The 24,195-nt window shown below is 39.2% G+C and carries 24 protein-coding genes and 1 pseudogene; 21 read left to right on the plus strand and 4 right to left on the minus strand.

Translation table 11 applies throughout. The features are described 5' to 3' along the window. Both ACPC58_RS00005 and ACPC58_RS00010 read left to right on the plus strand, forming a co-directional pair. A partial coding sequence (locus tag ACPC58_RS00005) for a hypothetical protein (protein ID WP_434064878.1) occupies positions 1–273 on the plus strand: 273 nt, incomplete at its 5' end. 504 nt (positions 274–777) lie between these two features. Beyond that, positions 778–1,041 (plus strand): hypothetical protein, encoded by a 264-nt coding sequence (locus ACPC58_RS00010; RefSeq protein ID WP_434064879.1) that lies wholly within the window; start codon positions 778–780, stop codon positions 1,039–1,041. A 43-nt stretch (positions 1,042–1,084) separates the two neighbouring features. Here the strand turns inward: ACPC58_RS00010 and ACPC58_RS00015 are convergent, their stop codons facing one another. Continuing rightward, positions 1,085–1,678 (minus strand): DUF1361 domain-containing protein, encoded by a 594-nt coding sequence (locus tag ACPC58_RS00015; RefSeq protein WP_434064880.1) that lies wholly within the window; start codon positions 1,676–1,678, stop codon positions 1,085–1,087. Positions 1,679–1,843: 165 nt separating this feature from the next. On the opposite strand from ACPC58_RS00015, the gene metG reads away from it, so the two are divergent. The 19 genes and pseudogenes from metG to ACPC58_RS00110 all read left to right on the plus strand — a co-directional run bounded on the left by metG (position 1,844) and on the right by ACPC58_RS00110 (position 20,455). Continuing rightward, positions 1,844–3,847, plus strand: a complete 2,004-nt coding sequence (gene metG / locus ACPC58_RS00020; protein ID WP_434064881.1) for a methionine--tRNA ligase — start codon at positions 1,844–1,846, stop codon at positions 3,845–3,847. A gap of 63 nt (positions 3,848–3,910) precedes the next feature. Then, complete coding sequence (locus tag ACPC58_RS00025) at positions 3,911–4,849, plus strand: competence protein CoiA (RefSeq protein ID WP_434064882.1); 939 nt, start codon at positions 3,911–3,913, stop codon at positions 4,847–4,849. Positions 4,850–4,921: 72 nt separating this feature from the next. After that, positions 4,922–6,724: an oligoendopeptidase F gene (gene pepF, locus ACPC58_RS00030; protein ID WP_434064883.1), complete on the plus strand. Its 1,803-nt coding sequence runs from the start codon at positions 4,922–4,924 to the stop codon at positions 6,722–6,724. A 1-nt stretch (position 6,725) separates the two neighbouring features. Continuing rightward, a complete protein-coding gene (locus tag ACPC58_RS00035; protein WP_434064952.1) occupies positions 6,726–7,172 on the plus strand; it encodes a hypothetical protein in 447 nt (148 codons plus the stop codon). A gap of 12 nt (positions 7,173–7,184) precedes the next feature. After that, positions 7,185–7,733: a DUF6630 family protein gene (locus ACPC58_RS00040; RefSeq protein WP_277837029.1), complete on the plus strand. Its 549-nt coding sequence runs from the start codon at positions 7,185–7,187 to the stop codon at positions 7,731–7,733. A 74-nt stretch (positions 7,734–7,807) separates the two neighbouring features. After that, the gene (locus ACPC58_RS00045) at positions 7,808–8,527 is read left to right on the plus strand and encodes an O-methyltransferase (RefSeq protein WP_217373923.1); all 720 of its coding nucleotides are present in this window, start codon (positions 7,808–7,810) and stop codon (positions 8,525–8,527) included. A 62-nt stretch (positions 8,528–8,589) separates the two neighbouring features. Beyond that, complete coding sequence (prsA, locus tag ACPC58_RS00050) at positions 8,590–9,606, plus strand: peptidylprolyl isomerase PrsA (RefSeq protein ID WP_217373922.1); 1,017 nt, start codon at positions 8,590–8,592, stop codon at positions 9,604–9,606. A 267-nt stretch (positions 9,607–9,873) separates the two neighbouring features. Beyond that, positions 9,874–10,362, plus strand: a complete 489-nt coding sequence (locus ACPC58_RS00055) for an LURP-one-related/scramblase family protein (protein ID WP_217373921.1) — start codon at positions 9,874–9,876, stop codon at positions 10,360–10,362. A 466-nt stretch (positions 10,363–10,828) separates the two neighbouring features. Continuing rightward, positions 10,829–13,447: an alanine--tRNA ligase gene (alaS, locus tag ACPC58_RS00060; protein ID WP_434064884.1), complete on the plus strand. Its 2,619-nt coding sequence runs from the start codon at positions 10,829–10,831 to the stop codon at positions 13,445–13,447. Between the two features lie 87 nt (positions 13,448–13,534). Continuing rightward, the gene (locus ACPC58_RS00065) at positions 13,535–14,365 is read left to right on the plus strand and encodes a glycosyltransferase family 8 protein (RefSeq protein ID WP_217373919.1); all 831 of its coding nucleotides are present in this window, start codon (positions 13,535–13,537) and stop codon (positions 14,363–14,365) included. 259 nt (positions 14,366–14,624) lie between these two features. Next, entirely contained in the window at positions 14,625–15,590 is a 966-nt protein-coding gene (locus ACPC58_RS00070) for a carbohydrate kinase family protein (RefSeq protein ID WP_434064885.1), read from the plus strand. Between the two features lie 495 nt (positions 15,591–16,085). Continuing rightward, positions 16,086–16,340 (plus strand): hypothetical protein, encoded by a 255-nt coding sequence (locus ACPC58_RS00075; protein WP_434064886.1) that lies wholly within the window; start codon positions 16,086–16,088, stop codon positions 16,338–16,340. Between the two features lies 1 nt (position 16,341). Beyond that, positions 16,342–16,557, plus strand: coding sequence for a hypothetical protein (locus tag ACPC58_RS00080; protein WP_130554268.1), 216 nt, complete (start codon positions 16,342–16,344; stop codon positions 16,555–16,557). Between the two features lie 226 nt (positions 16,558–16,783). Continuing rightward, a complete protein-coding gene (locus ACPC58_RS00085) occupies positions 16,784–17,350 on the plus strand; it encodes a DUF3267 domain-containing protein (RefSeq protein ID WP_318150388.1) in 567 nt (188 codons plus the stop codon). Between the two features lie 12 nt (positions 17,351–17,362). Beyond that, positions 17,363–17,578, plus strand: coding sequence for a helix-turn-helix transcriptional regulator (locus tag ACPC58_RS00090; protein ID WP_024418001.1), 216 nt, complete (start codon positions 17,363–17,365; stop codon positions 17,576–17,578). Further along, the gene (locus tag ACPC58_RS00095) at positions 17,575–18,333 is read left to right on the plus strand and encodes a DUF3169 family protein (protein ID WP_318150387.1); all 759 of its coding nucleotides are present in this window, start codon (positions 17,575–17,577) and stop codon (positions 18,331–18,333) included. The genes ACPC58_RS00090 and ACPC58_RS00095 overlap by 4 nt, the downstream gene beginning before the upstream one ends. Before the next feature lie 403 nt (positions 18,334–18,736). Then, positions 18,737–19,426 (plus strand): annotated as a pseudogene (locus tag ACPC58_RS00100) (lysostaphin resistance A-like protein). A gap of 8 nt (positions 19,427–19,434) precedes the next feature. Next, positions 19,435–19,752: a hypothetical protein gene (locus tag ACPC58_RS00105; protein ID WP_318150386.1), complete on the plus strand. Its 318-nt coding sequence runs from the start codon at positions 19,435–19,437 to the stop codon at positions 19,750–19,752. A gap of 28 nt (positions 19,753–19,780) precedes the next feature. Beyond that, positions 19,781–20,455, plus strand: coding sequence for a lysostaphin resistance A-like protein (locus ACPC58_RS00110; RefSeq protein WP_434064887.1), 675 nt, complete (start codon positions 19,781–19,783; stop codon positions 20,453–20,455). A gap of 42 nt (positions 20,456–20,497) precedes the next feature. On the opposite strand, the gene nrdF is transcribed toward ACPC58_RS00110, so the two are convergent. From nrdF to nrdH, 3 genes are all read right to left on the minus strand, one after another. Then, complete coding sequence (nrdF, locus tag ACPC58_RS00115; RefSeq protein WP_217375170.1) at positions 20,498–21,457, minus strand: class 1b ribonucleoside-diphosphate reductase subunit beta; 960 nt, start codon at positions 21,455–21,457, stop codon at positions 20,498–20,500. A 210-nt stretch (positions 21,458–21,667) separates the two neighbouring features. Further along, positions 21,668–23,827: a class 1b ribonucleoside-diphosphate reductase subunit alpha gene (nrdE, locus tag ACPC58_RS00120; RefSeq protein WP_277837021.1), complete on the minus strand. Its 2,160-nt coding sequence runs from the start codon at positions 23,825–23,827 to the stop codon at positions 21,668–21,670. A 42-nt stretch (positions 23,828–23,869) separates the two neighbouring features. Beyond that, complete coding sequence (nrdH, locus tag ACPC58_RS00125) at positions 23,870–24,088, minus strand: glutaredoxin-like protein NrdH (protein WP_277837020.1); 219 nt, start codon at positions 24,086–24,088, stop codon at positions 23,870–23,872. Positions 24,089–24,195: the final 107 nt, after the last annotated feature.

Consider the following 24,195-nt stretch of genomic DNA (forward strand, 5'->3'; position numbering starts at 1 on the left):
GAGATAAAAAGAAAAACACAGATAGTTCGGCTGAATTTCATCAAAATCAGCTTGAATCTATCTGTGTTTTTTATTTACTGGCTAGTTTTTGCCCAGCCTCGTCGTTTCCCCAAAAAAACAGAAGGAAACGAACATGGCGGATTGAGTTGGCGCTCAATCCCTTTTTCAAACTTATTATACAATAAACTAAAATTGTTTGACAATTTTTTATCTACATCATCAAAAAAGTGTTACTCCCGAGTTTGTCAGTTGAAAAACAAAAAAGCTCTCTAAATGCTATCAAATAAACGTTTTGGGAGATTTTTTGAGTTATAAATTGTGTTGTGCATGCAGTTTTTCCCTAACTTTTGAATATCTTCATATCCGACAGTTCGACAATCCCAAGTTATTCCTAATAAATGAAGTAACTTACTTGCTTCCTGGTTCTGCTTGACTATATATCCCTTGTCCCATATCTGCAGCTAACATACTGACTTAGCCTTTAACCAATCTAGTAGGCCTCATTTTCTTACCGGTAATGTAATAATGTGTATCATCAATAATTTGATAAAGCACTTTAAAAAACTAGTATACGATGTTTTTCTATCTAGACATAAATAAGATGATTTCCAATTCTATTTTAGATTCTAGAAAATAAACCTAAACTTTCGTAAATTCTTGTAGGAAGCAGATTGCAATTATATTAGCCCCAAAAGAAAGATTCAGTTTTATCAAACTGTTGAAGTTCAATCGAAAATAACAGATGAGAATACTTATGAAGACTGGCTAATAAAAAGAATGGTGGAGCTTAACAAGGCCAAGCGCGACTGGATAGAAGACATACTTTCAAGGTATGGAGACTTGGATGAGGTTGCGACAGGTCAGAGACAGATTAGTGAAGTTGATAAAGAAGATGGTAGAAAGATTCTTAACCCTTATCGAAATATGTTATTAGATACTGAAAAGCTTACAGATTCGGATCAGGAAAACTATTATTTGGATTCTCATCAAGAAATAATTTCTGATTTGGAAGATATTTTTCCACAACCTCATATCGAATAAAGTAAAACGGAAGCAGCTGTTCAAAACTGTTTCCGTTTTTTCTTTATTCATCAATCGCAAAGACCAGAACCATAATTTGGATAAATGTAAATCCTAAAATAAATGGCAGAGCTTCCCATGAAATAACATCGATCATTTCATTGACAACGACAGTTGGTCGTGTAAAAATGTCCCAGGAATTCAGTCGAGCATAGCGACCAATATGGATTGCAAAGCTAGAGAGAAAGGACAGGCCACCAATTAGGACTAGGCGGAGCCAATAGGACTTGATGGCAAAAGCGGAGAAGATAAGTCTTAAACTCTCCACGCCGCTCATGACCCCAAAGAAAATACTTGGGACATAAAGCATAAATAGAATCATACTTTCTCTTTGCCATAGAACTGTGTTGGCAAAGTGCATATGAACAATATCTGTCACCATGTAAAATGTGTTAGGATAAAAGAAAAGCCAAAGGACAACGGTGATGAATTTGATGAATCCGTTTTTAGAAAAATGGGTCAGAATGGCAAAATCTAATGAAACCAAGGCCAAAAACATATTCCATGTTAAATCAGGCGCCTTGATACCGTAACGATAGAGTCCAGCAGCGATAACAATGAAGAAAAGGTGGATAAGACAATTTTTCTTAGTAAACATAGCATACCTCTTTCTATTTGGATTACAGTGATTACAGTATAGTATAGCATAGATGGAAGAAGAATAATAATGAGAACCATTTTGTGATTTAGCTGAAATTATGATAAAATGAAGTATTGTCAATAACAGAGTTTCATTTGCTCTGAATTTGAAAGGAAAAAAAGCATGACAAAAACACCGTTTTATATCACCACACCGATTTATTATCCGTCTGGAAAACTTCATATCGGTTCAGCTTACACGACCATTGCCTGCGATGTATTGGCTCGTTACAAACGCCTTATGGGGCATGAGGTCTATTATTTAACAGGTCTTGATGAGCACGGTCAAAAGATCGAAGAAAAGGCAAAAGATGCTGGATTAACTCCACAAGCTTATGTAGACGGCATGGCGGTCGGCGTGAAAGAACTTTGGAAACTTCTTGATATTTCATATGATAAGTTTATTCGCACAACAGACGATTACCATGAACAAGTGGTGGCAGATGTTTTTGAAAAATTGCTGGCTCAAGATGATATTTACTTGGGTGAATATTCTGGTTGGTACTCTGTTTCAGACGAAGAATTCTTCACAGAAAGCCAATTGGCAGAGGTATTCCGTGATGAAAATGGTAAGGTAACAGGCGGGATTGCTCCAAGTGGACATGAGGTTGCTTGGGTATCAGAAGAATCTTACTTCCTCCGCCTCAGCAAATATCAAGATAAATTGGTTGAATTCTTCAATGCTCACCCAGACTTTATCCAACCTGATGGTCGAATGAATGAAATCATGAAAAACTTCATCGAGCCAGGCTTGGAAGATTTGGCAGTATCCCGTACATCCTTTACATGGGGAGTACCTGTTCCGTCTAATCCAAAACACGTTGTTTACGTATGGATAGATGCTCTGCTTAACTATGCGACTGCTTTGGGCTACGGTCAGGAAGAGACAGCCAACTATGATAAGTTCTGGAATGGAACTGTTTACCACATGGTTGGAAAGGACATTCTTCGCTTCCACTCTATTTACTGGCCAATCATGCTTATGATGTTGGATATGAAGCTGCCAAATCGCTTGGTTGCTCACGGCTGGTTTGTCATGAAAGATGGCAAGATGTCTAAGTCTAAGGGAAATGTTGTTTACCCAGAAATGTTAGTCGAGCGTTACGGCTTGGATCCACTGCGTTACTACCTCATGCGTAGTCTACCAGTCGGTTCTGACGGAACCTTCACGCCAGAAGACTATGTTGGTCGTATCAACTACGAACTAGCCAACGACCTTGGAAACTTGCTCAATCGTACGGTTGCTATGATAAACAAGTATTTTGGTGGTCAGGTGCCAACTTTTGTTGCCGACGTGACTGATTTTGATGCAGACTTGGCGGCAGTAGTAGCTGACAACTTGGCAAGATACCACAAGTATATGGAAGCAGTTGACTATCCACGCGCTTTGGAAGCTGTTTGGAATATCATCTCCCGTACCAACAAGTACATTGATGAAACTGCACCTTGGGTCTTGGCAAAAGAAGAAGCTGACCGCGACAAGTTGGCAGCGGTTATGGCTCACTTGACAGCAGGTCTTCGTGTGGTGGCGCACCTCATTCAACCATTCATGATGACGACGTCTAATGCCATTATGGAACAGCTTGGTTTGGGTACTGTATTTGACCTTGAAAACCTTGACTTTGCAGGTCTTCCAGCTGGTTTGACAGTGGTCGCAAAAGGCACGCCTATCTTCCCACGACTGGATATGGAAGAGGAAATCGCCTATATCCAAGCCCAAATGGGTGGCAGCTCTGCTATTTCCCAAGAGGAAGAAAAAGAGTGGGACCCAGCTGACGTAGAACTCGAAAATAAGAAAGCTGCGATCAAGTTCGAGGACTTCGACAAGGTAGAAATCCGTGTGGCCGAAGTCAAAGAAGTAGCCAAAGTAGAGGGATCTGACAAGTTGCTCAAGTTCCGTCTGGACGCAGGTGACGGTCAAGACCGCCAAATCCTGTCCGGTATCGCCAAATACTATCCAAATGAGCAGGAGTTGGTCGGTAAGAAAGTCCAAATCGTTGCCAACCTCAAGCCGCGTAAGATGATGGGCTTGCTCAGCCAGGGCATGATCCTCTCAGCCGAACATGGTGACAATTTAACACTCTTAACTGTCGATCCATCTGTGCCAAACGGCAGTCAGATTGGGTAAGATAACTCAAACACTCAGTGAATCTGGGTGTTTTTTTGCGAACTAATATAGAAAGGAGGTTCTATGTTAATTGCACTTGATGAAGATGGGCAAGTTTTTAATGTCTTGGAAAATCCTGCGCCACAAGGTCGATATTTTTGTCCAGGTTGTGGAGGCCTAGTCCGATACAAATCCGGAAAAGTTCTGCGTTCGCACTTTGCCCACGTCACCCTGCGGGACTGCCACTATTTTTCCGAGAATGAGTCCACCCAACATCTGTCACTCAAGTCTTGTCTGTACAGGTGGTTAGTCAATACCGAACGAGTTGAACTTGAAAAATGCCTGCAGGAGTTAGGTCAGATAGCGGACTTATTTGTCAATGATTGTTTAGTCATGGAAGTCCAATGTTCCAGTCTGCCGATTTCTCGTTTGCAGCTGAGGACGCAAGCCTATCGTGAGGCTGGTTATCTGGTTCTTTGGTTGCTTGGCAAGGATTTGTGGCTCAAGGAACGACTGACCAATTTGCACAAGCAATTTCTCTCTTTTAGTATGAATATGGGTTTTCACCTCTGGGAATTGGATGACGAGAAAAAAGAATTGCGGCTCCGTTACCTTATTCATGAAGACTTACGAGGTAAGGTCCACTGTCTGACAAAGGTTTTTCCATTTGGCGAGGGAAATTTATTGGAAATCTTGCGTCAGCCCTTTGCCAAGCAAATCCTATCTAGCATGACTTGTCCTATGGATGAGGATTTGCCTCGCTACATTGCTCAACAGCTTTTTTACAAATCCCCCAAATGGCTCGCTCTGCAAGCGGAGGCTTATGGACGTGGAGAAAATCTACTGACCAAGACAGTATTTGACTGGTTTCCCCACATCCGACTGCCCCGCTCTGCCATTGGCTTTGCCCAGATACAGGTAAATTTGAACTCGGTTTACCAGGACTTTGATGGCTATTATGCTAGGGTTAAAGACAAGAGAAATCAAGTCCTTTATCCACCAGTTATTTACCTTAAAAAATAATGCAATCGTTCTCACCTCCCGTTGGAAAGTGGGGCATTTTTATGTTAAAATATGGAATACGGAGGATTTATTATGTCTAAACAACGTCATGAAATTGAAGAAAAATACCAGTGGGATTTGACCACTATTTTTCCAAGCGATGAAGCTTGGGAAGAAGAATTAGCTTCATTACAAGCAGAAACTGAAACGGCAAAGGATTTTGCTGGCCACTTGCTTGATTCGGCTAAAAGTCTCTTAGATATTAGTGAAACACAACTCGGTCTCATGCGTCGCATTGAAAAACTCTATGTCTATGCGTCTATGAAGAACGATCAAGATACTCGTGAAGGTAAATACCAGGAATTTCAGGCTAAAGCCATGGGCTTGTATTCGGCCTTTTCACAGGCTTTTGCATTCTATGAACCTGAATTTATGGCTATTACTGAGGAACAGTTGAAAGCATTCATGGATGAAGAGCCAACTTTGGTGCAGTACAGCCATCAATTTGAAAAACTCTTAGCAGCTAAGGACCATGTTTTGTCACAAGAAATTGAAGAAGTATTGGCTGCTACGAGTGAGATTTTTGAATCTCCAGCTGAAACTTTCTCTGTTTTGGATAATGCAAGTATCCTATTCCCTGAAATTGCGGATGAAGAGGGACATTTGGTACCACTTTCTCACGGTAACTACATCCACTTTATGGAGTCTAAAAACCGCGACGTCCGTCAAGAAGCATATGAGGCTATGTACGGAACCTATGAGCAGTTTCAGCATACCTACGCTAAGACTCTGCAGTCAAACGTTAAGGTCAATAACCTGAAAGCACGTTTGCGGAAGTACGACTCAGCCCGTCACGCATCTCTTGCAGCCAATTTTATTCCAGAATCTGTTTACGATACATTAGTTGAGGCAGTCAACAAGCACCTCCCGCTCTTGCACCGTTATATCAATCTGCGAAAGAAACTCTTGGGTATTGACGACTTGAAGATGTACGATATGTACACGCCATTGTCAGATTTTAGCACCAAGATTTCCTATGAAGATGCACTCAAAAAATGCCAAGAAACCTTGGAAATCTTCGGTGAGGATTATTCGGCTATTGTAAAAGAAGCCTATGAGAATCGTTGGATTGATGTCCATGTCAATGAAGGAAAACGCTCAGGAGCATATTCAGGTGGTGCCTACGACACAAACGCCTTCATGCTTCTCAACTGGCAAGATAACTTGGATAACATGTACACCCTTATCCATGAAACAGGACATTCTCTTCATTCCATGTTGACTCGTAAGACTCAACCCTATGTCTATGGCCATTATTCACTTTTCTTAGCTGAAATTGCGTCAACTACCAACGAAAACCTTCTGACAGAAAAACTATTGGCAGAAGTAGAAGATGACAAGGAACGCTTTGCTATTCTCAACCATTACCTAGATGGTTTCCGTGGTACAGTCTTCCGCCAGACACAATTTGCCGAGTTTGAACAAGCTATCTATAAGGCAGACCAAGAAGGTCAAGTCTTGACGGCTGATTTCCTCAATAAATTATACGCTCAGACTAACGAAAAATACTACGGACTTTCTGCAGAAGAAAACCCAGAAATCCAGTTTGAGTGGGCTCGCATCCCACACTTCTATTACAATTTCTATGTCTATCAATATGCGACAGGTTTTGCGGCAGCATCAGCTCTCGCAAACAAGATTGTCAATGGTAGTCCAGAAGACAAAGAAAACTATCTCAACTACTTGAAGGCTGGTAGCTCAGATTATCCCCTCAACGTCATTGCAAAAGCTGGTGTAGATATGACCAAGGAAGACTATCTTAACGATGCTTTCAAAGTTTTTGAAGCACGCCTAACTGAATTGGAAGAGCTTGTTGAAAAAGGGTTACATCTCTAAAATGATTTCCTATAAGCGTTCGATTGTGATACCAGTTGCAGTCAGTATTGGTTTGGTTTTAATTGGAATTGGCTTAATGACAAAGCCGGAACCAGCATTGGTTTCGGGATTGTGTTATTTATTGCTGAGCATTCCGTTAGCATTATATGTTTATTTCTTGCGCAAACAGGGAGCTGTCTTTGTCTTGAATGAGCAGTATTTAGAATATCAAAGCAAAGCAGCAGGAGACTATCAGCGCCATTCTTTAGATGAGATTGCGGAGATTCGCTACCTTGTTTCTCCTGTCTATCGTGGCTATCAGTCGAAACGTCTGCGAATTGTAGGAAATAAGGGAGCACTACTTGCAGTCGTCAATTTGAATAAGCTTGATGGTTCAGATTTTAATGATATATACCATTTTGTAGAGCAAGTAGCACCGTATATAAAATGGGACTTTTCAAATTCATAAAGTGGAGGTACTATGTTAACGGAAGAACTGCTACAGGATATTTTTGAACTGGCGGACCTCATGTCAAATGGTGATAGGGAGCTATTTCTCCAGCTTAGAGATGTGGTTTTTGCTAGTGATCCGAATCAGATTTTAAACTCTATTGAACGCATCCTAGAACCAGATTCATTTGATGATTTCTTGGACCGTGTTGGGGAGTCTGAAAAGGAAAATCTTTGGATAATCTTGATAAAATTACTAGAGCATTTTGATTATATTTGTGTGCGTGATTATAAGGACAATCTTGAAGATTTTATCTACTTTTTTGACCGTCTTCATCAAGTCCGCAATGCAGGGATTTCTCTCAAATTGGATTCGGATGGATTAAATCCAGCTGCCTCTATTTCAGAATGGGCAAGAGTCATTGATAGCAAATATCTTGATGAACATTTTTGTCTAGGGGCAGTGGATATTGACACCGATAATTACTATCTCTTTTTCAGTAAGCAAGCGACTTTTGTTCGACTTCAAGAACTAGCTGGAAATTTAGGGTATCGAATTGATTACGCCAAAAAAATGTAAAGAAAAGGTGGGGAAACCTACCTTTTAGTGTGTTGATGAAGAAAATCTTGTCGGCTTATGATATAATGGATTCTATGGTCGAATCATATAGTAAAAACGCAAATCACAATATGCGCCGTCCTGTCGTTAAGGAAGAAATTGTGGACTTTATGCGAACACGTCAGGCGCAAAATACAGGGTTTTTGAAAGAACTGGAAGAGTTCGCTCGTCAAGAAAATATTCCAATTATTCCACATGAAACAGTTGCTTTCTTTCGGATTTTGATGCAAACCTTGCAGCCTCAAGAAATATTAGAAATTGGAACAGCTATTGGTTTTTCGGCGTTATTAATGGCTGAGAACAGTCCCAAATCACACGTTACAACAATCGATCGAAATGAAGAAATGATTGGTTTTGCTAAGGAAAACTTTGCCAAATATGATCAGCGCCAGCAGATTGAATTGCTGGAAGGGGAAGCAATGGATTTGTTACCAACTCTCCCTGATGATACCTATGACTTTGTCTTCATGGACTCTGCTAAGTCTAAATACATTGTCTTTTTACCGGAAGTATTAAAAAAGGTAAAAGTGGGTGGTTTGATTGTTCTTGATGATATTTTTCAAGGTGGTGATATCGCAAAGGACATTAAGGAAGTGCGTAGAGGACAACGAACCATCTACAGGGGTCTACAACGCTTGTTTCAGGCAACCTTAAATCATCAAGATTTGACTGCTAGTTTGGTTCCAATGAGCGATGGATTACTGATGATTCGTAAGAATAGTGCTAATATTACCCTTGAAATAGAAGAAATTTAAGAAAAATTAAAGCTTTTGTGTTATAATATAGAGGTTATTGAATAAAAGGAGACAGTTTTTCTATGAAGAAAACTAAAAAATTTCTTGCAGGAGCGGTAACTTTATTGGCTGCTGCAACTTTAGCAGCATGTTCATCAAGTGCCGATAAAGACATCATCACGATGAAAGGTAGCACCATCTCTGTTTCAGAATTTTATGATAAAGTAAAATACAATTCTCAAGCACAGCAGGTTTTGCTTTCTATGATTATTAGTGACGTATTCGAAAAAAAATACGGTGATAAAGTTTCTGCTCAAGAAGTAGATGATGCATATAATGATATGGCAGAGCAGTATGGTGACTCTTTTGCCTCTGCACTTGCATCAGCTAGTTTGACTGAGGAGACATATAAAGATCAAATCCGTACAAACAAATTGGTTGAATATGCAGTTAAGAAAGCCGCAGAAAAAGAGTTAACGGATGATGCATATAAGAGTGCTTATGAAGCTTATACACCAGAAGTAACAGCTCGTATTATTAGGTTAGATGATGAGACTAAAGCAAAAGAAGTACTTGCATCTGCACAAGCAGAGGGCGCAGATTTTGCTCAATTAGCGAAAGACAATTCTACTGATACTGATACAAAAGATGATGGTGGAAAAATTACATTTGACTCATCATCTACTACTGTTCCAACTGAAGTAAAAACCGCTATCTTCGCCTTGGATGCTGGTCAAGTCGGTGCATCAGTTATATCCGTTTTGGATACATCAACATATACAACCAGCTACTATGTTGTAAAATTAGAGTCTAAGACTGAGAAATCTGATAACTGGAAAGATTACAAAGACAAATTGAAAGAAATCATTCTTGCTGAAAAACAAGCAGATTCTACTTTTGTCTCTAACGTCATTAAGACTGCTCTCCAAGACGCGAATGTGAAAGTAAAAGACTCAGCATTCCAAAACTTGTTGTCACAATACATCACAACTGAAGAAAGTAGTTCATCTACTGAATCTTCTAGTTCATCTTCATCAACAACTGAATCTTCAACAGAATCTTCATCATCAACGACTGAATCTAGTTCATCTGGTGAATAATGAGCAACATATATTAAGATTAGATACTTGACACCTTAGTTCAGAAAATTGGCGGTTGTTGCGAGCCATCTAAGCCAAGTATTTTGCTACTTAATACTACAATTGAATAGTGGAACCTGGATTCACAGTTTAGCCGATCTATCTTTCATAAGAAATGCTTTACTACTGAATACTGGTTCTTAAATGAGAATGACAAGTCATTGAATGAAGGTGGTACCGCGGTTCTTCGCCCTTCGTTTGATTTCTTGTTATTTTTTTGAGGTGATTATGAAACAATTTCTAGTGAAACAACGGTTTACGTTTGGCGGTGAAAAATTTGACATCCAAGATAATTTTGGACAATTGGCCTATCAAGTTAAAGGAAGTTTTTTAGAAATTCCGAAACGCTTTACTGTTACCAATGACCAAGGTATTGAAATTTGTCAGATTACGAAAAAAGTGTTTTCTTTCCTGCCTCAGTTTACAATTGTTATGGCTAATGGCCATTCTTTCTATTTACAAAAGAAATTAACATTTTTTAAAGACCGGTATACGGTCGAAAATTTAGGTTTGCTTTTAGAAGGCAATCTTTGGGACCTTGATTTTCGTTTGAGAACTCCGGATGGTCAACTAGTTGCTGAAATTTCCAAAGAACTTTTTCATTTAACTTCCCATTATTCTGTAACGGTTGTAGATGATGGTTATGCTGATTTAGTTATTTCTTTAGTAGTTGCCATTGACTATGTGGAAATGATGGAAGCTGCATCTAGTTCTTAATAGTTTATCACTGAAAGTTTTTCTAAAAACAAGCAATCTATTGGTGTTGGTTCCTGTTCCCTGGAACCATATGTGTTTTGAAAACAAATTGAAATTTTTAACAAAGGAATGGTTCGGTTAGGATATTTTCGAATAAAAGCCAACCTAAAAACAAATGAAAGAAAACGTTCAGTTCAGCTAGTTAGTTAAATTGAACCCGCCCGGAAGGGTTGCTTCTTTCAATTGCTGACTTCTCAAAATATCTAAACGAAAGGAAAGGGTATCGAGTTTATTATGAAATGAACTCGGGCTACGGACTTTCCCCTCAATTATTACTATATGAAAGGAAACGTTCAATTTAGATAATTTTCTGAATTGAACCCGAGCTAAAAGCGTCGAGAAAAAAGATAGACCGACTAGTGCGCTGGCGCACAGCGTTGGTCTCCTATTTTCTTCTCGCTTTCTTAACGCTCTTGGTATTTTAATTATGCATCAATTATCTTCTGCTCAAATCCGTCAAATGTGGTTGGATTTCTGGAAATCTAAGGGACACGCAGTTGAGCCTTCTGCAAATCTTGTTCCGGTGAATGATCCGACTTTGCTTTGGATTAACTCTGGTGTGGCAACTCTTAAAAAGTATTTTGATGGTTCTGTGATTCCCGATAACCCACGTATCACTAATGCTCAAAAATCAATTCGTACCAACGATATCGAAAATGTTGGTAAAACTGCTCGTCACCATACTATGTTTGAAATGCTTGGGAATTTCTCTATTGGAGATTATTTCCGTGATGAAGCAATCGAATGGGGTTTTGAATTGCTAACTAGCCCGGAATGGTTTGGTTTCCCTAAAGAAAAATTGTACATGACATATTATCCAGACGATAAAGATTCATATAATCGTTGGATTTCACTTGGTGTGGAACCAAGTCACTTGATTCCACTGGAAGACAATTTCTGGGAAATTGGTGCTGGCCCTTCTGGTCCAGATACAGAAATCTTCTTTGATCGTGGTACTGAATTTGACCCTGAGAATATCGGTATTCGTCTTTTGGAAGAAGATATTGAAAACGACCGTTACATCGAGATTTGGAATATTGTACTTTCACAATTTAACGCTGATCCAGCAGTTCCTCGTTCAGAATATAAAGAATTACCTAATAAAAATATTGATACGGGTGCAGGTTTAGAACGTTTAGCAGCTATTTTCCAAGGAGCTAAAACAAACTTTGAGACTGACCTCTTCTTGCCTATTATTCGTGAAGTTGAAAAACTATCTGGTAAAACATACGATCCAGATGGTGATAACATGAGTTTCAAAGTAATTGCGGACCATATTCGCGCTCTTTCATTTGCCATTGGAGATGGGGCTCTCCCTGGTAATGAGGGACGTGGCTACGTTCTCCGTCGTCTTCTCCGTCGTGCTTCAATGCATGGTCAACGTTTGGGGATTTCTGGACCATTTTTATATAAGTTAGTTGAAATTGTGGGTCACATTATGGAGAGCTACTATCCTGAAGTACTTGAAAAACGTGATTTTATTGAAAAGATTGTAAAACGCGAGGAAGAGACTTTTGCCCGTACTATTGATGCTGGTAGTGGTCACTTAGATCAATTATTGGCTCAGTTAAAAGAGGCAGGGAAGGATACACTTGAAGGTAAGGATATCTTTAAACTGTATGATACTTATGGTTTCCCAGTGGAGTTAACTGAAGAATTGGCTGAAGATGCAGGATATAAAATTGACCACAAAGGTTTTAAAGCTGCGATGAAAGAGCAACAAGATCGTGCGCGTGCAGCAGTTGTCAAAGGTGGTTCAATGGGAATGCAAAATGAAACATTGGCTGGAATTACAGAATCTTCAACTTTTGTATACGGGCAAACCAAGCTTGACGCGACATTATCTGTAATCATTGCAGAAAATGAGCGTACAGAAGCAGTTTCAGAAGGTCAAGCATTATTAGTATTCAATCAAACGCCATTTTATGCGGAGATGGGTGGTCAGGTTGCCGATCGTGGTGTTGTTAAAAATGCCAATGGCGATATTGTAGCGACTGTCCTTGATGTTCAAAAAGCACCAAACGGGCAACCATTGCATAAGGTTGAGCTACATGCTAGCATTTCACTTGGTCAGGTGTATACACTTGAGCTTGATACAAAACGTCGCAATGGTGTAGAGAAGAACCATACTGCAACTCACCTGCTCCATGCAGCTCTTCACAACATCATTGGTGAACACGCAACACAGGCTGGTTCCTTGAATGAGCAAGACTTCCTACGCTTTGACTTCACTCACTTTGAAGCGGTTACGGCAGAAGAACTTCGTCGCATTGAAGAAGAAGTCAATGAACAAATCTGGAATGCTATTCCTGTTGTGACAGTAGAGACTGATATTGATACTGCTAAAGAAATGGGAGCTATGGCACTCTTTGGGGAAAAATATGGTAAAGAAGTTCGAGTTGTTACAATTGGTGATTATTCTATCGAACTTTGTGGTGGTACACATGTAAGCAATACGTCTGAAATCGGTATCTTCAAGATTTTAAAAGAAGAGGGTATTGGATCAGGTACTCGCCGTATCATCGCAGTGACTGGCCGTGAAGCCTTCTTTGCCTATCGTGACCAAGAAGATGCTTTGAAAGAAGTAGCGGTGACTATCAAATCCCCACAAATCAAGGAAGTACCAAACAAGGTTGCAAGTCTTCAAGAACAAGTTCGTGAATTGCAAAAAGAAAATGCTTCTCTGAAAGAAAAAGCAGCCGCAGCGGCAGCTGGTGATGTATTCAAAGATGTGAAAGAAGCTAACGGAGTTCGCTTTATTGCCAGCCAAGTTCAAGTTTCGGATGCAGGTGCTCTCCGTACTTTTGCGGACAACTGGAAACAAAAAGACTACTCAGATGTATTGGTGCTAGTCGCTTCTATCGGTGACAAGGTCAATGTCCTTGTAGCTAGCAAATCAAGTAATGTACATGCTGGTAATCTTATCAAAGTTCTTGCGCCTATCGTAGCAGGTCGTGGTGGTGGTAAGCCAGACATGGCCATGGCAGGTGGTAGTGATGCTTCTGCAATCCAAACACTCTTAAACAGTGTAGCAGAAAACTTATAATATCTTATTCCAAACTCCATTGGGAGTTTGGTTTTTTCTATGGCTTGTGATACAATGAAGGAAATCCATCAGCAAAAGGGAAAAGATATGAATTTATTATTTGTAATTGATGATGCTTATGTTGAACAGGTTAAAGTAGTCTTATACTCCATCGTTCAACAGATGCCAAAACAGGCATTTCAGGTGTTCTTAATGCAGCAGGTTCTTTTGAAAAAGCACTCTGAAATCAAGCGTTTTGTGGAGAATCTGGGAATGACTTATCATCCAATCGTGGTCGGAGAGGATACTTTTGCAAGTGCTCCTACAACAGACCGTTATCCTCAAACCATTTATTACCGTCTTCTTGCACATGAATTTTTACCAGAAGAAGTGGATAAAGTCCTTTATTTAGATGCGGATTTGATTTGCCTAAATGGTTTTGGGGAGCTTTATGAGATGGAGATGGGGGAGCAGTACTATGTGGCTGCTAGTCATAATGAAGATGGTAAGCTTTTAGATTATATTAATAAGCTTCGACTGAAAAATTTTGAAATGGATTCTTCTTACTTCAATTCAGGTGTTCTCTTGATGAACTTAAAAGCTATTCGTTCCCATGTGAAACGAGAGGATATTTTAAACTTTATCAAAAATAATCGTAATCGATTGATTTTACCTGATCAGGATGTACTTAATGGTCTTTATGCTGACAAGGTGATCCCGATTCCAGATGAAGTGTACAACTATGATGCACGCTACAGTTTGATTTATCAAATAAAAAGTCAGGGAAAGTGGAATTTGAATTGGGTGATTGACCAGACAGTTTTCTTACATTTTGCTGGTCGAGATAAGCCATGGAATCAAAATTATTTAGGACGTTACTCTGCTCTTTACAAATTTATTTCCAGTTTGGCACGTAAGTTTGAAGAAACTCTCTCCTAAATTTGAATTGGTTAAACCTAGAAATTTGTTGAATTAGACAAGCGGGAATAGCAAGGCGCACGTCAGGCTGAAACAGTTCACTGAACGGTTTCACTCCCCCTGACTGTTGAAGCCAATCACCCACTGCGTTGAAGTGTTGATATGAACTCTGAGAAGTGGTTCTGGTCTTGAGCCCAGCCTCTTCTCTTACGTTGAATTAAATAAATATAATTAAAATGACTTTATTCTGGATGAATGATTTTAGATGCGGGAGAGAATTATGGGAAAATGTTTGGTCATAGGATCAACAGTCTGTGATGTAATGATATATTTGGATCAACTACCGGGTCGTCAAGGAGATACGCACATAAGAAAACAAGTTATGTCTCTCGGTGGTTGTGCTTTCAATGTTGTTACTATTCTCCACCACCTCGGGGTAGATTATGATTTTATTTCACCGGTTGGCTCAGGTCTTTATGGAACATTCGTTAAAAGTGAATTAAAGAAACTAGGTATTGAAACGTCAATTGCTTTAGATGGAGAAAATGGCTGTTGCTACTGTTTTGTAGAGTCAGATGGTGAACGAACATTTTTATCGCATCATGGAGTAGAATATCGTTTTGATCCCTCTTGGTTGGAAGGACTTGATTTATCCTCTTATGAATATATCTATGTCTGTGGATTAGAATTGGAAGAGGAAACGGGGCAGCTATTGGTCGATAGTTTGACAGATTGTCCGCTTCCCATTATCTTTGCGCCTGGACCGCGGGGAAATAAAATTGCTTCAGAAAGAATGCAACAGTTACTGGATTTGTCTCCAATCTTGCATGTAAATGAGCAGGAATCAATTGATTTAACTCATGAGGTAGATGTGGAGAAGGCTACAATACAGCTATTCAATCGGACTGGCCGAGCAGTGATTGTGACCAGAGGAAAAAATGGGGCGATTGCTTTTGATGGGGGCTGGCATAAAGTGGCTAGTTTTCCAGCAACTGTAAAAGATACGATCGGAGCAGGTGATAGTCATGTTGGAGCTTTGATGGCTGCACTGGCAATCGGAAAAAACCTAAAACAAGGCTTGAAATTTGCCAATCTTGTCTCTAGCTATATCGTATCTCAGGAGGGCGTCCATCTTGAAGAGATACAGTATAAAGAATTAAAAGAGCATTTAACGAATATAGGAGAATGGGAGTGGGAAAGAACTCGACAGTCTAAAAAAAGTTCGTCAACAAGTCTTTATTTCTAGTTGTTGAGCTGAAACAGTCTATTCCTAGACTTCAATTTATGTGAGCTGACTGCCGTCAGCTTATATCTCCAACTTTAAAAGGTCTCCCAGACCTTTTAAACTCCCACCCCCGCACAGCTCAAACTGTCTGGGAGACAGTTTGAGGTTGGAGATAAAGCGAACTTTGTTCGCAACAGTCGTAATGGTCAGATTTGGAGTGTGAAACACGAACTGCTGAGATTTGCTGTGCAAATCTTATCTCCTACCTTTAACAGTCTCCCAGACTGTTAAAGCCAATCAACCACTGCGCTGAGATGTTGACACGAACTCTGAGAAGCGAGGATGGACTTTCTGCCCAGCCTCTTTTTTTATTTTTTACGAATAACTAGATAGAACGATGACAAGGTTTTATTACATTATGACTATCATCATAAACTTTTTGACAAAAATTAATGTTTTTTTGACAAAGATAGTTGTCAAAAAGAAAAAGAAGTGTTACAATGATATCGAGATAAAATGATGGAAACGAATTCATCAATCAAAAAAATAAAGAAAGAGAATATTATGAAAAAGATCAATACTATTCCCATGGCTCAATTTGTACATGTATCTGCAGTTGCCTATTTAGTTTTTGTCATACTATCAGATGTTATGAAGTGGCAACAATTGGATCATACTCAAGTGACCCTTGCCATTTGTCTAATTGTAATGACAACTGATATTTTTGAAAAAAAGAGCAAAAGAAATAGAAATGTAGCAGGAGAACAGTAATATGGAGAAATGGAAAGAATTTTGTAAGGGTGTCTATTTTGGTTTATTAGCAATTGGATTTTTTATCTTCCTCCTGAATGATTTCTATTGGTTGATGAAGGAGCCATCTTATCAAGTTGACTTCCAACTATACCTTTCTATCGCTGTTGGATTCCTTATTATTCCGTTTTTTATAAAGGTAGGTTTTGGTTTAGAGAAAAAATTCCAAAACAACTAGATAATGTCTGGGAAGGTAGATATGAATATCAATAATAAGAAAAAAACTCTTGTCGCAGTTACAGGTTTTACAAGGTGAATCCAGTTTGCCTTTCTTATTCGCTATACTCTATTCTTTCGTTCGGAAGCTCATATTCGGTTATGAAATGCCTATGGTGCTTCTTTTAATAATGACGTGTTTTTGTTGAAGTTAGACTTAGCTATTTGCAAAGAAAGGGAGAAGAAAAATGGAAGCTAAAAAGAAATTATTTGAAGTCAATATCAAGGAAAATAAGAAGTTTGTTTGGGGATTGAATATTCTTGCTGTGGCACTCATCTTTCCATTTGCGTACATATTTGGAAAGATAGGATCTTTGTTGCTCGTTGACGGTGCACAAAATCTTGAAATGGACTTACTTGAATTATGGTTAGGTTTGCTACTGTATTTTCTTTTAATAGCCGTGCATGAGGCTATCCACGGAATATTCTTCAAAGTTTTTTGTCCTGAAAATCCTGTTAAATTTGGTTTTAAATGGAAATCGGGCATGGCCTATGCGACCAGTCCAGGCTCACTCTACAATCGAATGCAAATGCTAGTAATCAGCCTGGCTCCCTTTGTTGTGATTAGTTTGGTTTTGACTATGGTAACAGGTTTAGGGATGATGAATACCTTTCTTTACTTCATGTTAGCAACCATGCACGCTGCCTCTTGTGCAGGCGATTTCTACTATACCTATCTTTTATTGGTTAAGTTTGCCAAGGGAAATATAGCTGTCGAAGACACAGAAACAGGCTTGATTATCTATCAAGCTTAGAAAGGAAATATCATGGAATATGTCTTAAAAAATCGGCTCAAGGAATTGCGAGCCAGAGATGGTCTCAATCAGACAGAGCTAGCAAAGTTAGCAGAAGTATCGCGGCAGACCATTAGCTTGATTGAGCGGGGCGAATACACGCCCTCGGTGGTCATTGCCATGCGTATAGCACAGATTTTTAATGAAAATGTGGAGAATGTCTTTCAATTAGTGGAGGTAGAAAAATGAAACAAGGAAAACAAATTTCAACAAAACAAAGATGGATGAGATATTCAGCGTATATGCTGATTTCAGCAATTTTGGGTGGCTCTATCGGTTTCTTTGGAGTATTAATCTTTAAATTCAGCCTACCTTCTTATCTCAATTTGGATAATTTTCTAATTTTTTTGAGGATTATTACATTTGTAATTTTCGCTGGAACCGTATATTTTGGTGTTAAAGCTAATCAAAATTATAAACTTTATCATTCCATTTCAGATGAGGATGAAGAACGTGTTGATAAACTATATAAGAAAATGTATCGTAACCTAGAGTACGCGACCATTTCATTCAATGTTGCTGTATCATTGACATTGTTAAATTTGGTTTTAGGATTCGGGGTCACTTTCTTAGAAGAGAGTGCAGTTATGTACGGGTCCATTCTTGACGTAGTTTTCTATGTTATCCTTCTCATCTCTCAGGTTTTTATTGTGAAACTAACTCAGAAAATTCGTGACTATAAGCTTTCTGCTTTTGCAACGGTAAAAGAGGTGAAGGAATTTATGGAGGCTATGGATGAGGGAGAAAAACAAGCTAACTACGAAATGAGTTTTCAAATCGTTTTTACTCTGAATCAAATTGTGTTACCAGGTTTGTATCTATTCCTATTTGTAGTTAGCATGCTATTGCAGGAGCGACAAATTATTGCCTTTCTAGTTGTTGCATTTTTACATATTTACATCAATGTGATGCAGGTTCGCATGATCCGTCGTTACTTTAAATAATTAAACATCAAATCCGTTGATGTGAAAAGAATAAATGACTCGGGAAACTTTTTAAGTGAGTAAATATCTGTTTCCTATCAGTTTTGTTTTTCTCAACTTAGGCAATATTTTCGGAGAATGGCTAGCTACTGGGCAGATTGATTTGTCAAACCTGAATATCCTCTTACCAGTGGTTTTGGGCTTGCCAGCTCTGCTATTGTCATTTAGTTTTCTCTTTTATTACTTCGACGTAAGTGGAAACTCCGTTTCCTTATTTCCAACTTCAAACACTCCACTGGATTGTTTGAACTCACCTTGCCTAACTCAAGTTATGCCTGTGGCTAGTTGCCTTGTACTAAAAGTAAACTAAAAGACTTTATCTTTCAACAAACGAAAAATAATTGTTTATATTAAGGAGATTGCTATGAATAGACTTGGAAATGTGAGATACTGGAATGTGGTAAAAATTGGAGGTTTCTCTTAGTGGGACTGGCTGTCGTTGCATTAAATGTTTTGAGTCAGATGGCGATGTACGCCTTACCAAATTTTGATGGGGATAATTTACTGATTGTCGCATCTTTCTTGCTGGTTGCTGTTGTTCTTGGTCTAATCTTAACGGGCAAATTAGGCCTATGGAAGGGTGAGCAGAAGTGGGGAATAGTTGCGAATATTGGTTTTGTTGTACTTACTTTTATCGTTATGTTTGGTCTGAAAATGATTGGCTGGTAATTGATAATGCTAGAAGAGGGTTATGGTCAAACGACTGCCAATCAGGAAGTCCTCAATCGTTCATGTTTGCCGACCTTACTTTTATTTATCTTTACAGGATTATTTGCTCCTGTTTTGGTGGAACTGCTTTTCAGAGGAATTGATATGGGAAAAGTCTTTGGTAAAGATTCTATTGTTGGTCTGTTGCGATGAAGTTTTCTATTTGGTCTTATTCATGTACCGACTAATATCGGATCTTGGTTTATTTATAAGTGGTATGGGCCTAGTACTAGGGCTCGCCTATCAAATTTCTGGCAAGTATACCAATGCACTCATCCTACATAGTCTCAACAATTTTATTGGATTTTTGTTTATGTTGCTAATGCAAAGTATTGGCTTGATTTAGGAGGAAAGATGGAAGTATTTTTGTGGATAGCCTTTGTTTATTTATTATTAAGCTACCTGTCAGATAGAAAAAAAGTGAAGCAGTTGCAAGTTAGGGTAAAAAAGTTGCAGAAAAATACCAAAGGAGAAAATCAGATGTCTGTTTTATTGAAAGAATTGGTCGGAAGAAAAGCCAAAATCCGCTTTGATGAAGAGTTTCTAACTATGTATGAATACACTATTTTAGCAGTTGACGAGGAATGGGTTAAAATTTCTCGTGAATTTGCGGAAGGAAAGATTGAAACCAAGTTGGTTCGAGTAGATAATATAGTCGATCTGACATTCTAGCTAAGAAAAAAAGAAGGGAAAAGGTGTCATGTTAAAATTTATCAAAAACACTGCATTATTGTTTTTATTTTTTGTTGCTTATCAAATTATTACTGGATTTTTGATGGTAGGTCCGACATTACAAGCAATTCCAGAATTTCCAGCTCAATTGATTGAGAATATGATTTGGGTTTGTGCGATTATTGGTATCGTACTCGGAATTGCATTTACAATTGTATTATGGAAATTTGTGTTTTCTCGGCAGACCATTGACTATAGTGTATCTTCATCATGGTTTCATAAGATTTATTGGCCAATTTTACTTTATATTGTATTCTTCATCGTCCAACTTTTAGTGCCAGTATCTGAAAGTCAGAATCAAACTTTGGTCATCCAATTTGTATCTGCCTACCCTTTGGTTGCGTTTTTAGCAGTCGTAGTCTTTGCACCAATATTAGAGGAGTTGATTTTTAGAGGTTTGTTGGCAACCTATTTCTTCCCCAAAATGGCTGATATGAAAACTGTGAGCTTGTATCTGATTGTAACAGGATGTTTGTTTAGTTTGGTGCATGTTCCAGCAACCATTCCACAGTTTTTGATTTATTTCACTATGGGTCTTAATCTTGGTTGGCTTTATCTAATTAGACGAGATATTCGTTATCCAATGGCGCTACATATGATAAATAATGGAATTTCCTATTTGATGATACTATTTTTGGTATAAAAAATAAGCAGCTCAGATGAACTGCTTTTTTTATGTATCTTTTTATAACCCATATAGATAATCATCATCTGTCATGGCTTCCACTTCGCCGAGCAAGTAGCCATTACCGACTTGTGAGAAGAAGTCGTGGTTAGATGTACCGGTTGAGATACCGTTCATGATGATTGGGTTTACATCATCTGCTGAATCAGGGAAGAGTGGATCTTGTCCCAAATTCATGAGGGCTTTATTGGCATTGTAACGAAGGAAGGTTAAGACTTCCTCAGTCCACCCAACTGCATCATAGAGTGAACGTGTATAGTCCTCTTCATTCTCATAAAGTTGGTAAAGAAGGTCATACATCCAGTCGCGGAGTTTGTCTTGTTCTTCGTCGGACAATTCATTGAAACCAAGTTGGAATTTGTAACCAATATAAGTTCCATGAACAGACTCATCACGAATGATTAGTTTGATAATTTCTGCAACGTTGGCCAGTTTGTTGTTACCAAGATAGTAGAGCGGTGTAAAGAAACCAGAATAGAATAGGAAAGTTTCTAGAAATACGCTGGCAACTTTCTTTTCAAGCGCCGTACCATTTTCATAAATTTCGTTAATGATTTTTGCCTTGCGTTGTAAGAATTCGTTGCTATCTGTCCATTCAAAAATTTCCTCAATCTCAGTTTTGGTATTCAAGGTTGAGAAGATAGAAGAGTAGGATTTCGCATGAACAGACTCCATGAATTGGATGTTGTTGTAGACTGCTTCCTCGTGCGGTGTGCGAATATCGTTGCGGAGAGCTTGAACACCTGTTTCAGATTGAAGGGTGTCCAAGAGGGTCAATCCACCGAAGACTTTACCAACCAAGTCTTTTTCTTCCGCTGTGAGTTTACGCCAATCATCCAAGTCATTTGATAAGGGAATCCGCGTATCGAGCCAGAATTGCTCAGTCAATTTTTCCCATGTAGACTTGTCGATTACGTCCTCAATGGCGTTCCAGTTTATGGCTTTGTAGTAGGTTTCCATCATGTTCTCTTTCTTTTTCTTGTATTTCTAATAGTATATCACAAGTAGATAGTAGCCTGTAAAAAAATCCCCCACAAGGGATTTTTAATCGAGCGCTCAATAGTCGCTTCACATCATGAACGCGACAGTGTCGTAAGGTAGCTAGCTAATCCGCCGATAGCGGTTAGCGTAGATTAGCTAGTTGGCTTGCCAACAGCTAATCTTGCTACGTCAGATCACACAACTTTCACATTGGTTTGCTCCGACTTCTTCGCCGTCATCTGTAAAGGTGCGGACGTAGTAGATTGACTTGACGCCCTTGTTGAAGGCGTAGTTACGGAGGATTGAAAGGTCACGGGTGGTTTGTTTGTTCTCCGTTTTCCATTCGTAGAGTTCTTTTGGAAGCTCACTGCGGAGGAAGAGGGTGAGGGACAAACCTTGGTCGACGTGCTCTGTTGCGGCAGCGTAGACATCAATGACCTTACGCATATCCATATCGTAGGCAGACTTGTAGAATGGAATGGTTTCTGTTGACAAGCCGGCTGCTGGATAGTAGATTTTACCGATTTTTTTCTCTTGGCGTTCCTCAATCCGCTGTGTGATTGGGTGAATAGAAGCAGAAACATCGTTGATATAGCTGATAGATCCGTTTGGTGCAACAGCTAGACGGTTTTGGTGATAGAGGCCGTCAGCTTTTACTTTTTCACGGAGGTCAGCCCAATCTTGTCCACTTGGAATGAAAATTCCTTCAAAGAGTTCTTTAACACGGTCAGATTGTGGTTGGTAATCACCCGTAACATACTTGTCGAAATAAGTGCCGTCTGCGTATTTTGATTTTTCAAAGTTATGGAAGGTTTCTTTTCGTTCCCGAGCGATATTATTTGATTCTACCAAAGTCCAATAGTTAAGGAGCATGAAGTAGATGTTGGTAAATTCTACGGCAGTTTTTGAACCGTAATCAATCAAGTTCTGAGCCAAGTAAGAATGAAGTCCCATAGCTCCAAGACCGATTGAATGCGCCTGACTGTTTCCTGCTTCAATAGATGGTACAGCAGAGATGTGTGAATGATCTGTGACATAAGTCAAAGCGCGTGTCATTGTACGAACAGAACGTCCAAAATCAGGTGACTTCATTAAGTTAACGATATTAGTTGAACCAAGGTTACATGAAACGTCTGTACCCATAGTCAAGTATTCCTGAGAGTCGTTGATAACGCTTGGTGTCTGAACTTGAAGGATTTCTGAACAGAGGTTGGACATGATAATCTTGCCGTCAACAGGGTTGCTACGGTTAGCTGTATCGATGTTGATAACATATGGATAGCCAGACTCTTGCTGGAGTTTGGAAATTTCTGTTTCCAAGTCACGTGCCTTGATTTTTGTCTTACGAATGCGAGGGTTCGCCACCAATTCATCGTATTTTTCAGTAATATCTAGGTAGTTGTAAGGGACACCGTATTCCAACTCAACTGAGTATGGGCTGAAGAGGTACATGTCTTCGTTTTTACGTGCTAATTCGTAGAATTTATCAGGAACGGTGATACCGAGTGATAAGGTCTTCACGCGAACTTTCTCATCGGCATTTTCTTTCTTAGTCGAAAGGAAGGAAATAATATCTGGGTGGAAAACATCAAGATAAACGACACCAGCCCCTTGGCGTTGTCCAAGCTGGTTAGAATAGGAGAAGCTGTCTTCGAAGAGTTTCATAACAGGAACAACCCCAGAAGCCGCCCCCTCATAGCCCTTGATTGGTGCACCAGCCTCACGCAAGTTACTAAGAGAGATACCGACACCTCCACCGATACGGGACAATTGTAGAGCAGAGTTGATAGAACGTCCGATCGAGTTCATATCGTCAGTGACTTGAATCAAGAAACAAGATACTAACTCACCACGGCGAGCACGACCTGCGTTTAGGAAAGAAGGTGTTGCTGGCTGGTAACGAAGGTGAATCATTTCATTGGCTAGGTTTAATGCCAATTCTTCGTTGCCCTCAGCAAAATACAAGGCGTTGAAGAGAACGCGATCTTCCATGCTTTCCAAGTAATAGGCGCCATCGTTTGTTTTGAGGGCATACTGATTGTAGAACTTGTAGGCAGCCATGAAAGACTTGAAGCGGAAATTTTGGTCTTTCAGGAATTGATCAATCTTGATGATAAATTCTGGACTGTATTGGTCCAAAAACTCTTTTTCAAGGTAATTTTCTTCTACTAGATAAGCAATCTTATCTAAAATATTATCAAATTGCTTGGTATTTGGGAGGACGTTTTCTTTAAAGAAGGCCTTAACCGCTTCTTGGTCCTTGTGGAGTGGGATTTGCCCATTGACAGGACGGTTGATTTCGTTATTTAAACGGAAGTAGGACACATCGCCTAGCTCTTTTAAACTCATAGTTGCAATCTCTTTCTTAATTATAGTAGGGTAGATTAGGAATTAAACCAAGGCTTTTAGTTTACCTGGTTGGAAACCAGAAAAGACATCATTTTCCGTTTCAATAACAGGTGCTGCTGAGAAACCGAGTCCTTTTACATGATCGATGAATTCAGGTTGTTCATCTAGATTGATTTCATTATATTCTACATTGTGTTGGTCCAAGAATTTCTTGGTCATTTTACATTGAACACAATCATTTTTTGAATAGATAGTTACCATTCAGTTTCTCCTTTGTCTCTCAAGGATAAAAATATCCCATTTTTGTTACTAATCTAGGATACAAAATTTTGAAGTTAAAGTCAAGGAGCTTGTTTGAATAAATCACT

This window comes from Streptococcus sp. VTCC 12905 (assembly GCF_049893385.1).
Taxonomy (GTDB): Bacteria; Bacillota; Bacilli; order Lactobacillales; family Streptococcaceae; genus Streptococcus; species Streptococcus suis_AA.

Bases quoted from the DNA above. Each gene is read 5' to 3' on its own strand.
- ACPC58_RS00010 (WP_434064879.1), top strand. From the start codon at position 778: ATGGTGGAGCTTAACAAGGCCAAGCGCGACTGGATAGAAGACATACTT.
- ACPC58_RS00015 (WP_434064880.1), bottom strand. From the start codon at position 1,678: ATGTTTACTAAGAAAAATTGTCTTATCCACCTTTTCTTCATTGTTATC.
- metG (WP_434064881.1), top strand. From the start codon at position 1,844: ATGACAAAAACACCGTTTTATATCACCACACCGATTTATTATCCGTCT.
- ACPC58_RS00025 (WP_434064882.1), top strand. From the start codon at position 3,911: ATGTTAATTGCACTTGATGAAGATGGGCAAGTTTTTAATGTCTTGGAA.
- pepF (WP_434064883.1), top strand. From the start codon at position 4,922: ATGTCTAAACAACGTCATGAAATTGAAGAAAAATACCAGTGGGATTTG.
- ACPC58_RS00035 (WP_434064952.1), top strand. From the start codon at position 6,726: ATGATTTCCTATAAGCGTTCGATTGTGATACCAGTTGCAGTCAGTATT.
- ACPC58_RS00040 (WP_277837029.1), top strand. From the start codon at position 7,185: ATGTTAACGGAAGAACTGCTACAGGATATTTTTGAACTGGCGGACCTC.
- ACPC58_RS00045 (WP_217373923.1), top strand. From the start codon at position 7,808: ATGGTCGAATCATATAGTAAAAACGCAAATCACAATATGCGCCGTCCT.
- prsA (WP_217373922.1), top strand. From the start codon at position 8,590: ATGAAGAAAACTAAAAAATTTCTTGCAGGAGCGGTAACTTTATTGGCT.
- ACPC58_RS00055 (WP_217373921.1), top strand. From the start codon at position 9,874: ATGAAACAATTTCTAGTGAAACAACGGTTTACGTTTGGCGGTGAAAAA.
- alaS (WP_434064884.1), top strand. From the start codon at position 10,829: ATGCATCAATTATCTTCTGCTCAAATCCGTCAAATGTGGTTGGATTTC.
- ACPC58_RS00065 (WP_217373919.1), top strand. From the start codon at position 13,535: ATGAATTTATTATTTGTAATTGATGATGCTTATGTTGAACAGGTTAAA.
- ACPC58_RS00070 (WP_434064885.1), top strand. From the start codon at position 14,625: ATGGGAAAATGTTTGGTCATAGGATCAACAGTCTGTGATGTAATGATA.
- ACPC58_RS00075 (WP_434064886.1), top strand. From the start codon at position 16,086: ATGATGGAAACGAATTCATCAATCAAAAAAATAAAGAAAGAGAATATT.
- ACPC58_RS00080 (WP_130554268.1), top strand. From the start codon at position 16,342: ATGGAGAAATGGAAAGAATTTTGTAAGGGTGTCTATTTTGGTTTATTA.
- ACPC58_RS00085 (WP_318150388.1), top strand. From the start codon at position 16,784: ATGGAAGCTAAAAAGAAATTATTTGAAGTCAATATCAAGGAAAATAAG.
- ACPC58_RS00090 (WP_024418001.1), top strand. From the start codon at position 17,363: ATGGAATATGTCTTAAAAAATCGGCTCAAGGAATTGCGAGCCAGAGAT.
- ACPC58_RS00095 (WP_318150387.1), top strand. From the start codon at position 17,575: ATGAAACAAGGAAAACAAATTTCAACAAAACAAAGATGGATGAGATAT.
- ACPC58_RS00105 (WP_318150386.1), top strand. From the start codon at position 19,435: ATGGAAGTATTTTTGTGGATAGCCTTTGTTTATTTATTATTAAGCTAC.
- ACPC58_RS00110 (WP_434064887.1), top strand. From the start codon at position 19,781: ATGTTAAAATTTATCAAAAACACTGCATTATTGTTTTTATTTTTTGTT.
- nrdF (WP_217375170.1), bottom strand. From the start codon at position 21,457: ATGGAAACCTACTACAAAGCCATAAACTGGAACGCCATTGAGGACGTA.
- nrdE (WP_277837021.1), bottom strand. From the start codon at position 23,827: ATGAGTTTAAAAGAGCTAGGCGATGTGTCCTACTTCCGTTTAAATAAC.
- nrdH (WP_277837020.1), bottom strand. From the start codon at position 24,088: ATGGTAACTATCTATTCAAAAAATGATTGTGTTCAATGTAAAATGACC.